At 52.5% G+C, this 6,568-nt stretch carries 7 protein-coding genes; 2 read left to right on the top strand and 5 right to left on the bottom strand.

Annotated elements, in window-relative coordinates; translation table 11 throughout:
• The 5 genes from H6F43_RS15695 to H6F43_RS15675 all read right to left on the bottom strand — a co-directional run.
• Positions 1-1,526: protein kinase (locus tag H6F43_RS15695; protein ID WP_190343662.1), on the bottom strand; the 1,526-nt coding region annotated here is incomplete at its 3' end.
• Positions 1,527-1,551: 25 nt separating this feature from the next.
• Positions 1,552-2,208, bottom strand: a complete 657-nt coding sequence (locus H6F43_RS15690) for a V4R domain-containing protein (protein WP_190343661.1) — start codon at positions 2,206-2,208, stop codon at positions 1,552-1,554.
• 68 nt (positions 2,209-2,276) lie between these two features.
• A complete protein-coding gene (locus H6F43_RS15685) occupies positions 2,277-2,768 on the bottom strand; it encodes a hypothetical protein (protein WP_190343660.1) in 492 nt (163 codons plus the stop codon).
• A 51-nt stretch (positions 2,769-2,819) separates the two neighbouring features.
• On the bottom strand, positions 2,820-3,122 hold the full coding sequence (locus tag H6F43_RS15680; protein ID WP_190343659.1) for a hypothetical protein: 303 nt from the start codon (positions 3,120-3,122) through the stop codon (positions 2,820-2,822).
• Complete coding sequence (locus H6F43_RS15675; protein ID WP_190343658.1) at positions 3,119-3,802, bottom strand: V4R domain-containing protein; 684 nt, start codon at positions 3,800-3,802, stop codon at positions 3,119-3,121. Before H6F43_RS15675 ends, H6F43_RS15680 begins: the two co-directional genes overlap by 4 nt.
• Before the next feature lie 271 nt (positions 3,803-4,073).
• Here H6F43_RS15675 and H6F43_RS15670 point away from each other — a divergent pair, with 271 nt between their 5' ends.
• Positions 4,074-4,412, top strand: a complete 339-nt coding sequence (locus tag H6F43_RS15670) for a 2Fe-2S iron-sulfur cluster-binding protein (protein WP_190343657.1) — start codon at positions 4,074-4,076, stop codon at positions 4,410-4,412.
• A 405-nt stretch (positions 4,413-4,817) separates the two neighbouring features.
• The coding region (locus H6F43_RS15665) for a polysaccharide deacetylase family protein (RefSeq protein ID WP_206754577.1) at positions 4,818-6,568 on the top strand (1,751 nt) is incomplete at its 3' end.

Here is a 6,568-nt window from a genome sequence, read left to right as displayed (position 1 = left end):
GGAGTTGGCAAGTTCAGCGACCCAACCGCGTTTCCTCGTCGAGTAAACAACTCCAGAAAAACACCGGAAATTCGGGCATGCTGATTCACCGTATGAGAAAACGCTGCAATATAGCGGGAATCTAGCGCCAGAAGCTGAAATACATGGCTGGCAGGCAGATGAACCGTTACCGCAGTAGACTGTTGTCGGCCTAACCTCCAGATGCTAAGCGTGCGACGATTGTCGTCGGGTTCTAACGCCATCGCTGCCATCCAGCGTCCCTGTGTCTCAATCGCCGCTATGAAACTTCGGCGAAACGTCGCTATAAGCTTGACAGAGTGGTTAAGCGTGCTGGGCGTTCCGATCGTTGTGCCCTCGATCGTCGCGCAATGTATGGAATGCTGCGTCAGCATAAAGCATCCCTGCGGGCGGGCTATCAGCTCTTGAATGGATTCCGGTAGGCATAGCCTTGAAGTGGACGCAGGGGCTACAGCAGACGATTCGTTGTTCAACAATCCCTGCGGATAGACCTGCGCGGTGAGGCAGCGGCTTGCCGACGAATAAACGCAATCGCCCGCAATCGTCGATGATATCGACTGGCTCATTGGTGAGCAGGAAGTTACTACAAGCTGTTGAATTGCCGCGTCTAAGTTTTCCTGATGAACACTGTGAAACGGGCAGCTTGGCAACGCTGCGACGGGTTGTAGAAGTGCTTCGATCTCCACTCCTGTGCTCGGATACAACGCCTCTGACACAGCTTGAACGGCTGTTTGCATCTCGATCGCAGACCGAAATCGCCTTGCTGGCAGCTTTTGCAGCGCTGTGACCAAAATAGCTTGCAGCGGTAGAGGAATCGTTTCCGGCAGGCTGATGGGCTGGTTTAGATGCGCCGACATCAGCTCGATCGGCGTACCTGCGAACGGACGATGCCCCTGTAGCAGCTCAAACAGCAAAATTCCAACGGCATATAGATCAGAGCTGTACGAGTACTGTCCATAGAACCGCTCCGGAGCCATGTAGGCGGGTGAACCCGTGTTGCTGCCGCTCCGTTGGTCAAAGTCTTGGCTCAGCTGAGCAATTCCAAAGTCCGAGATATGTGCCCTCCAGCCATCCGACTGAAGCGTAAGCAAAACATTTTCGGGCTTGACGTCGCAGTGAACAATTCCTCGGCTGTGAGCGTGATCCAACCCTAGCAGTACATCCATCACGAGCTTGAGACACTGGGCTGGATGCAGCCGCATCTCATCGTTCATCAAGTTTCGGAGCGTACCGCCCTCGCAGTAGTCCAAGATGAGATAGCGTCCGGTGGGCGTGTGCTCCATCGCCTGACAGTTGACGATATTCGGATGCTGCAAGCTCAGCAAAAATCGCAGTTCGCGTAGAAACTGATGAGTGGGAAACCGCTGGCGATCAAGTTCTTTTAGCGCAACAAGGCGACCCGTCCTGCGGTGGCTTGCGCAGAACACCCGACCAAATTGTCCCTGTCCAACCAGTCCCAGGACCCGGTAGTTGGAGCGCCATAGCTCTTTTACAAGCGGTTGTGACACGCAGTATCAAGCCTATTAGAACACTTTAGCCGCAAAGCTGCTGCATGATGGCGTCATGCTCCATGCCATTCTCAACGAGGAGTTCCGCAGGTTTCAATCGCTTCGTTAGCCCCAACACGAATCGATTACAGTCTGCTCCCAACGACTCGCAGCTTGTTTGGACGGAATGAAGCTCTCGCCCGGTTAGCTGACTGAAGAACGAGCACAACACCCCTGCCTCCAGAGAGCATACTGGCAGATCGCCTTTGAGCGATCGCGTTGCAAATGGGGAATTCCAGGTCTTAATGATTAGAAAGCCCCGGCTTTGGTAGGACTGATCGAGTTCCAGTTTTCCCCAACCGTAGGTAATCCAGCACTGCTGCAAGCACTGGAGGAATTCCACCATTGCCATATCTGCCAACGACGTTCCGTAATATTCTGTAAGCTCTTCACGAAAGCGCGTGTAGAAGTTTTTGCCCCACCAGCGCCCACAGTTAAACAGCACCAGTCGTGCTGCTTGCCCAGTCTCTTTATCCAGACCTGCGTAAATGCCTTGAATCAGGGTATCAGGCAGTGCAATGAGTCGATCGCCCCGACGATTCTCTAAAATGCCAATTTCCAGATCGCCGCGAACGTAGGTGTCTGTGGCGAAGTAGTTTCCAGGGACGCGATTGTTAGTCAGAAGATCAGCGACGGAAATCATAAGGCAACTAGTTAAGAAGGGATTTAGCTGGATGGGTGAGCGACAAGGCAAAAAACCAAGGGCTGATGCTAGTAGCTGAGGACCGAGACAGGAAGCGTCTCTTCCTGAAGCAACAGCGCTTGTGCTTGGTTAAGCAACGGACTCAGCAGATCCAGTTGATTCGGCGCTAGTACCTGAGACAAGGTCTGGTTGAGCAGACGATACAGTGCGACGTCGATCGATCGCGTGTTGTAAACGCTGTTCGTCGCACTGAACCAGCTGAACAATCGCTTCTCTACAAATGACTCATCATTCAACAGCATCCCCATCGTGCAGCACCGTAGCACAAGAAGCGCATTCCGCAGGCTCCGCTCCAGGTTTTCAACTGGCTCCTGGGGCATCTCAGCCTGTAGCTGGTCTGCCACCTGCTGCACCCACTCAATCTCTTGGTCGCGCACTAGACGATACATTTCTAAGCGGCTCGGTAAAGACTGAACGTACTGATTCAGCACGGTTAGCTCTTCTGATTTGAGGTAGCGGTTTTCGGCATCATCAAAAATGGCTTGAATGGGTGGATGCATGGTTTCAATCAGCTCAAATAGAACGAAGTAGCAAAAGTGTGGAGGGACAACCTAAAACAGGTCGGAAAAATCATCTAGCGTCAAAGTATTTGCCGATGGCGAAGCAGGCGACTCGGCAACGGCTGCCGGAGCCGCGATCGCCACGTCGTCCCAGTCGATCGCGGCAAAAAACTGACACACGCTTAGAGACAAACTCAGAGACGCCGTGCTGTCGTGCAGAGAGGTCCGTTTGATCTCCTGAACCTCTGGCGGATGGTCTTCCCAGTTGATAGCTGAGAAAAAGACTTGCACAGACTGTTGCAGCCAGGGATTTGAGGCAGAAGACTGAGAGCCATTTGTGTGAAGCTGTATCATCGCAGCACATCTCCGGTGCGTAGACGCTTCTCAATGTCTCTGGCAGTCGCTCCTTCATTGAGCCAGAACGAGGCAGCATCAATACGGTCTTGACCACCGAGCAGAAACTTGCAGTAGGTTTCGCCCATCGAATAGCACTGGATCTCAATGCAGCTAAGCTGCTTTTTGACCATTTCGGTGAAGAAGCCCGCAAACAATCCGGCGTAGAGATAGCACACGGGCTTACCAACATCGCCCAGCGTCCGCGCAACCGCCGAGTCGAAAATATTGATGAACATAAAGCCTTGCTTGCGATCGCCCATATCGATCTCCCAGCGTCCCCAACCCTGGGAGGTAAAGGGCCACCACCAGGTTTCAAGCAAAAACATCAGGTTCGTTTGCCGCATGCTGCGATCGAATTCCTTCTCAAACCACTTCTCGAAGAAAAAGGCGTCCCGCTGTCCCCACTCACACCCGATCGTGTACATTGTGGCAGCAGACGCATCGCCAACTTCTTCCTCTAACCCTTCGACCAAACCGATAATAAAGTCTTCGGTTGCTAATACATTCTGGCTACCGTTCCAGTCCACGATCGTGCCTTTGGCTGCGTCGAACTGGAAGAAGTCTCGAAACCCATAGTGATTATGTTTTCTAGGGTTTTTCGGCTGATTGGAGTTGGATTGAGGGGTTGCAATCACCATAAGATTCGCTTTACAACGTCAAATACAAAGAACAGTTGATAGAAACACTGGTTGAATACCGTAGAGCGCTGTGCTATTCACAGAGAAACTCGCAGAACTAGAAGGTTAACGCATCTGCGCGGATTGCTTCTGCATTCAAGGTTCCCCCTACAGTTAGGATCTAACTGGTTGATTGAAGCCTGGTAAAAATCTTTAACATAGTCCGCTTCCTACTGTGCCACTAACGCCTGCCCTTGGTGAATTTGGGACATGAATTTTAAGGAAAACAACGATGACGGTTTACCAAGTCCGCCTACTGCATGTACCGAGCGGTCTTGACTGCACGATCGCCGTTCCCGATGGCGAGTACATTCTCGATATTGCAGAGGACTTGGGCATTCGACTGCCGTCTGGCTGCAAGCAGGGAACTTGCTCTGCCTGTATTGCTCGGCTGGTCGAGGGCAGCGTCGATCAGAGCGAGCAGACGTTCCTAAGCTCCGCTGAGCTAGAGGCAGGCTACACCGTTACCTGTGTTGCAGTTCCTCTATCCGACTGCATGCTAGAGACGCATCAAGAGCAGGTGGTGTATGAGTCCTCGCTGTATCGATCGTCTACCTCTCACCCCGGCTAATGTCAGGAAATGGCTAAATGAAACTGACTAATTGGATGAAACACTAGAAAGATGGCGATTTTTCTCTCTGGAAGCAATCGCTGATACAGCTTTTTCGGTCTCAGTGCATGAGGATTAAACTGTCCTAGAGTCAAATCACCATAACTGAGCAACAGCCCCTTAAAGGGGCTTTTTTTGTTTAAACTTCGTCCTTCACGATTAAGAAATAAAGTATGCGAGACTGAAGTTGCATCTCCCTACAGGCGGAACGCCATTTGTGGCGCCACAGGAGCCAGGGTTTATTACATCTTTAGAGTTCGCTTCACAATCGCCAATGCGTCACAAGACATACCTGACAAACGCCCAGGAATAGGGTAAACCTATCATGGGGAATTTTAGTATTCATTACCCCTTCACTCAGAACCTATGCCTATGCTGCGGAAGCGTACTACCCGTTCCCGACGTTTGATCGATCGCCCTCAGCAATGCGTCTCCCTACTTACCTCGTTAGTTGCCGCGCTTCTGCCAGTCTCAACTCTTGCAGTACCGTGGGCATGGGCACAAAGTCCGTTCGCGCCGGAACCCAGCGATCCATCCCTTCCAGTTCAACCGGAGTGCTCAGCGGTTTCATCCGCTCGGTCTTCTGACGTTACTCAGTTCGTTAGCAGCCTGTCACGAACCGCCAATTGGGTGGAGCAGCCTGCTGTGGGTGTGGGCGCACTGCTGAGCAGTGTAGCGCCACAGGTGCTTGCCTACCTCAATCCCAGCCCGTTTCCACAAATCAATGCACAGGCACGGCAGGCAAAAGTGCCCGTGATGATGTACCACGACATTCTGCCGGAGAAGCAGGTGTTCTTTGATGTAACGCCTGAGGAGTTTGAGCGCCATCTGGAGATGATTCGCCAGAAGGGACTAACGCCCATCAGCATGGACCAGCTCGTGACCCATCTACGGACGGGCTTACCGCTGCCAGAAAAGCCAATTCTGCTGACGTTTGACGACGGCTACGAAGGGCATTACACCCACGTCTACCCGCTTCTTAAAAAGTACAACTACCCAGCGGTTTTCTCGATCTACACAGCGAAAGTTGACAAGAAGCTGGGACGATCGAGCCTGACGTGGGCGCAACTGCGGGAGATGGCTGCCGATCCATTAGTGACAATCGCTTCCCACAGCATTACCCATAAGGTGATGTCAGGACTGTCCGATCGCCAGCTTCAAACTGAAACTCAAGAGTCAAAGCGAATTTTGGAGCAGCAGTTGGGGATGCCCATTCGCTACTTCACGTACCCGGAAGGCAAATACGACGCTAGCGCTACGAATGCTGTTGAAGCCGCAGGCTACCTCGCCGCGCTAACCATGAACGATGAGGAAGAGCAGCTAGCGGGTCAGTCCAAAAGCTTGCTTGCCATTGGGCGGATTGGGCAGTCGCGGCTGGAGGAAATGCTTGACGTTGCCTCCGGTGGTCCAACATTACCGTCTTGGAATCCAGGATTCGACTTTGCTGCGCCAATTCGCAGATTTGACGCGACGATCGATGGCACACCATTCGTGTTCATCTCCGGCGGAAAACCGACTACGATTCATGCCAAAACCCGTGCTCAAGTGCCAGAGATTCTGGCGGGGACAACGGCGATCGCCGCGGTGGACGGTGGCTTTTTTAACCTGGAGTTTCTTGACTCAAACGCGATGTTGGGACCTATCTTGAGCCAAAGCCACGGGAACTTTATTCCTGGCAAGCGCGGCGAAATCCCTTTCCTGGAGGCTCGTCCGCTGGTTCTAATCGGCGAAAATCACGTTCGGTTCGTTCCGTTTAACCACAAAACGCACAATGCATTAGAAGGGCTTCAGGCAGAAATGCCCGATGTCACTGATGCGTTTGTGGCAGCGGGATGGCTAGTGGAGAATGGGCAGCCGCAACCGTTGGAGCGCTTTGGTCGCCTGTACAGCGTCAATGAACTGCGGCATCGGGCATTTTGGGGCATTGATCGAGCAGGAAAACCCAAAATTGGCGTTTCAGTCGAGCCGATCGGCTCCGTCGATTTAGGAATTGCTCTAGCAAAAGCCGGATTTCGAGACGCAGTGATGCTGGATTCAGGGGCAAGCACTTCACTGGCATACAAAGGACAATCACTTGTAGGCTACACACCGCGTCCGGTTCCACACGTGGTAGGGCT

It is taken from the genome of Leptolyngbya sp. FACHB-36 (assembly GCF_014695955.1).
Taxonomy (GTDB): domain Bacteria; phylum Cyanobacteriota; class Cyanobacteriia; order Leptolyngbyales; family Leptolyngbyaceae; genus FACHB-36.
This window is presented reverse-complemented; position numbering and strand designations above follow the sequence as displayed.